We start from the raw sequence: 282 nt of genomic DNA, 5'->3' as shown, positions 1-282 counted from the left end.
CTATTAAAAATGATCCTATTTGGCTAAAGAACAATTGTGTTTTATCGACAAGACTAAGTTGATTATTAAAGGTCACCTTAAGAATATATTCAAAGTTGATAGTCACTAACTGACCATCCATAGCTCTCATAACAATATGATCACGCGATATCTTTTCTCGATACCCCATCAACTCTTTCTCTAATTCTGCATACTCTTGATTTAGGGTCGCTATTTCGCTGTCGATTTGCGCTTGTAACTCTGCAGTTAATTTATCTTGTATTTGATACTTTCGTTTTTTTA

The 282-nt window shown here is 33.3% G+C and carries 1 protein-coding gene; it reads right to left on the bottom strand.

Going from position 1 to position 282, the window contains the following annotated elements; all coding sequences use genetic code 11:
* On the bottom strand, positions 1–282 hold a 282-nt coding region (locus ACX6CF_RS26755), incomplete at both ends, for a hypothetical protein (protein WP_458788422.1).

It is taken from the genome of Vallitalea sediminicola (genome assembly GCF_054408565.1).
This window is presented reverse-complemented; position numbering and strand designations above follow the sequence as displayed.